This window comes from Megasphaera sp. UBA4382 (genome assembly GCF_002391155.1).
GTDB classification, from domain to species: domain Bacteria; phylum Bacillota; class Negativicutes; order Veillonellales; family Megasphaeraceae; genus Megasphaera; species Megasphaera hexanoica.
This window is the reverse complement of record NZ_DGRS01000030.1, coordinates 1-2,518: the sequence shown is the minus strand read 5'-3', so window position 1 is coordinate 2,518 and position 2,518 is coordinate 1. Positions and strand designations below refer to the sequence as shown.

At 49.9% G+C, this 2,518-nt stretch carries 5 protein-coding genes; 2 read left to right on the top strand and 3 right to left on the bottom strand.

What is annotated here, in order from left to right:
• The coding region (locus B4H10_RS03550; protein ID WP_292018187.1) for a M20/M25/M40 family metallo-hydrolase at positions 1-392 on the bottom strand (392 nt) is incomplete at its 3' end.
• On the opposite strand from B4H10_RS03550, the gene B4H10_RS03545 reads away from it, so the two are divergent.
• Together B4H10_RS03545 and B4H10_RS03540 are read left to right on the top strand one after the other, a co-directional pair.
• Positions 377-967, top strand: a complete 591-nt coding sequence (locus tag B4H10_RS03545) for a flavodoxin domain-containing protein (protein WP_349678334.1) — start codon at positions 377-379, stop codon at positions 965-967. The genes B4H10_RS03550 and B4H10_RS03545 overlap by 16 nt on opposite strands.
• A gap of 255 nt (positions 968-1,222) precedes the next feature.
• Positions 1,223-1,510 (top strand): hypothetical protein, encoded by a 288-nt coding sequence (locus B4H10_RS03540; RefSeq protein ID WP_059077032.1) that lies wholly within the window; start codon positions 1,223-1,225, stop codon positions 1,508-1,510.
• A 210-nt stretch (positions 1,511-1,720) separates the two neighbouring features.
• Here B4H10_RS03540 and B4H10_RS03535 read toward each other — a convergent pair whose 3' ends face one another.
• Positions 1,721-2,086, bottom strand: a complete 366-nt coding sequence (locus tag B4H10_RS03535) for an ACT domain-containing protein (RefSeq protein WP_059077033.1) — start codon at positions 2,084-2,086, stop codon at positions 1,721-1,723.
• A gap of 34 nt (positions 2,087-2,120) precedes the next feature.
• Positions 2,121-2,518 (bottom strand): M20/M25/M40 family metallo-hydrolase (locus B4H10_RS03530; protein WP_292018185.1); only part of this gene is annotated, 398 nt, incomplete at its 5' end.

Here is a 2,518-nt window from a genome sequence, read left to right as displayed (position 1 = left end):
CCTTCGTCAAAGAGAACGATCTGATAAACGCCCCGTGCCGCCAGTGCTTCCTTGAGAAGCCGTCCGCCGTCTTCCCCACTGATGGTATAAATTTCTTCACTGTATCCCAGTGCAATGTAGAGGTCATAGGAAGGACGGAATCCATCGGCAAAGGCTGCTTCCACGGCTTCCATTTCTGCCATGAAAAGGTGTTTACAGTCTGTCGTGCCCCGTCCCCAGATAATACCATCTTCGTAAGCGCCGGAAAAGGGTTCTTTCTTCCAGAGTTCCAGGGCTCCCGGTTCGACTACGTCCTGATGGGCGCTGAGTACAAGCGGCGTTTTTTCCGGATGGCCCGAATCATAATGAAACAGCAGGCCCGCCCGTCCAGCATCTCCTGGGAAAAGCGGCAACCGTTCTGGACAAAATCAAGTACATCTGCCCCCTCCATGGGCCCGTATGGCGCCGTGATTTCCCCTATCTGCTCGATAAATACACCCATTGGAGCACTTACACTCCCGAAGAAAAAGGTGTCCTCATCGTCTACGCTTCCATGTACGGCAACACCGAATCGGCTGCCCAGATTCTGGCATCCCGCCTGTGTGAAAAAGGCATAACCAACATCCGTGTCTGCGACGTTTCCAACATCCATGTTTCCGAGCTCATTGCAGAAACATTCAAATATTCCCACCTGGTCCTGGCATCGGTGACGTATAATCTGGGTATTTACCCGGTCATGCTCGATTTCCTGGAACACATGAAAGCCCTGCACGTGCAAAAGCGTACCGTTACCATCATTGAAAACGGCTCCTGGGCCGTCAAATCGGGAGACCTCATGCAGAAATTCATAGACGACAATCTTCAGGACATGACTATTTTGAACGAACGTGTCTCTATGGCATCGGCCCTTCACGAAGACAAGCAGCAGGAAATGGAACAACTGGCCCAGGCGCTGGCAGACAGCCTTCAGGACACAGAACAATCATAACAATGTCCCCTTATTTCCTATTGATACCTCTTCCTATCATCCAATACAGCTATGGGCCCGTACCGGACTACCTCCCCGGTACGGGCCCATCGTCTGCATCATAGATACAGAAAATCCGCAACTCCTCATCGCAAGCATCAACGCAGAGTTTTACGAAAAAGAAAAAGAATTGTCGCCGTCCTGAAATGGCCCTGCCACAAAATTGTAACGGCTGTTGTGTATACTATAGGAAATCAAAAAAGGAGAGTGATTCCTATGAAATGGACCCATATCATACGCATAGCATTAGTCCTCGTCATCACCCTTACGACCTTCAGCGGCGCTGCCCTGACCGCCCAGGCTGCCGGCCCGCGCCCGCCCCAGCGGTATGAACAACAAGACGATCACTGGAAGCACTGGCAGAAAGAACAGGAACGGGATCAGCGTCGCTGGGAAAAAAATCATAAATCCTCATCCCAGAAAGAAGTGGACCGGGCCAACCGGAAAGCCAATATTGCAATTGGCGTCGCCGCCGTCGCCACGGTCATTGCTTTATCCAAATAACCAGAAAAAGTATATCTGTAACCAGCAGGGCTGTAACAATACGGGTCACGATTCCCGTTGTTACAGCCCTTTTTCATGATTTACTGCAAGGTTCTATTCAGTGCCTGATTCAGGTCGGCAGCCTTTTTTCTACCATGCGATTTGCCCGTTAAGCTATTGCGGCATATTTCACAGTCCTTGCCCTATAAATGATTTCTATTTTGTCATATTTCAGCCGACGCTGTATCCGGCTTCAGCCAGGACCGATAGCGCCCGTTCAAAATTCTCTTCTTTCACTAATATGTAATCCGTATTGAATGTAGAGACGGCAAAAATACCAATCTTGTGTTCAGCCAGGATGCTGGATAATTTTGACAGAATACCAATCAGAGAGAAGTCCAGAACTCCCTCGATTCGGAACCCCTTCCAGCCATCGTTCCTGGCGACAGTCTGAACCGGCGCCGCTTCTGTCCGGCACACCAGAGATACTTCCTCATCGTTTTTTCCAATAAAGTAGAAGTCAGAATCCAGATCAATATCTGAAATCTGCCTTACCTTGCAGACCGTCAGCGCATAAGGAATTTTTTTCAATTTCATATTATTGCTCCTTTTCATATGCTTTTATATCATATCAGGCATTGTAATTTTCCATCAGTCTGCGGAAGAAATTACGTGATCCCGGTAATGCGGCAGCGGGAATCCGTTCGTTGACACCGTGCATGGGCCCCCACGTATCGTCCTGTTCATAGCCGCTGAAGAGGAAGATGTGCCTGGCAATGTCCTTGTAATAGCGGGAATCTGTCGCAAACAGCATCAGTTCCGGCATGACGATGACGTCATCACCGTATACGTCGTGAATAGTCTGTTCGACCAGACGGAATTCTTCACTGTCCGGGGTGTCTTCGTTGACCGGGTCGATGCCGGATACGCGGCGGACCTGAATGCCACCAGTGAGGTGCTGCTGGATATACGCCAGAATTTCGTCCCCCGTTTCCCCGGGAAGTACGCGGGCACTGATGGTAGCGCTTA

What these genes read in the sequence shown, in the direction of transcription:
- B4H10_RS03540 (WP_059077032.1), top strand. Translation starts at nt 1,223, where the DNA reads ATGAAATGGACCCATATCATACGCATAGCATTAGTCCTCGTCATCACC.
- B4H10_RS03535 (WP_059077033.1), bottom strand. Translation starts at nt 2,086, where the DNA reads ATGAAATTGAAAAAAATTCCTTATGCGCTGACGGTCTGCAAGGTAAGG.